Genomic DNA, 833 nt, shown 5'->3' with positions numbered 1-833 from the left:
AACGTCGAATCCCATCGTGATTCACTTGCAATCCATGAGAAGATGCCTGATTAGGCGTTAGAAAAAGTTTTTGACATATTGATCGTGCTTGATCAAGACGTTGCTGTTTTTGTTGATAAAAGTCCCAACGTTTTTGACTCACAATACCCCATTGCTGTGCCAAAGGTGTTAAACGAGCATCAGCATTATCAGATCTCAAAGACAAACGAAATTCAGCACGTGATGTAAACATTCTATAAGGTTCACTAACTCCACGTGAAACCAAATCATCGACCATCACGCCAATATAAGCTGTAGAACGACTTATAATGATCTCGTTTAATCCCCCCACTTTACGTGCAGCATTTAACCCAGCTAGAAGACCCTGTGCTGCAGCTTCTTCATATCCTGTTGTACCATTAATTTGGCCTGCTAAAAACAATCCTGGTAAAGAGCGTAACTCTAAAGTTTTTGTCAATTGTTGTGGATTAACAAAATCATATTCAATAGCATAACCAGGTTGTAAAATTTTAACACTTTCTAACCCTTCAATTGTTCTTAATAAAGCAACTTGTACATCCTCAGGAAGAGAGGTAGAAAGACCATTTGGATAAATAGTATCATCATTTAACCCTTCTGGTTCCAGAAAAATCTGATGCCCATCACGTTCTCCAAATTTAACAATTTTATCTTCGACTGAAGGGCAATAACGTGGTCCTAATCCCTCAATCATTCCAGAATATAAAGCAGAGCGGTGAATATTTTCACGGATAATCTGATGTGTTTGTGTATTTGTACGTGTTATGGCACATTCAATTTGAGGTTGTTCAATTTTTTCTGTTAAAAGAGAAAAA

Annotated in this window: 1 protein-coding gene; it reads right to left on the bottom strand. The window is 37.3% G+C overall.

Features of this window, described 5'->3' with window-relative positions:
- Positions 1–833: FAD-dependent oxidoreductase (locus ACFIK8_RS10720; protein WP_375669417.1), on the bottom strand; the 833-nt coding region annotated here is incomplete at both ends.

This window comes from Bartonella sp. MR168JLCBS (genome assembly GCF_042194175.1).
The sequence above is the reverse complement of the archived record's forward strand: the minus strand, read 5'-3'. Positions and strand labels throughout refer to the sequence as shown.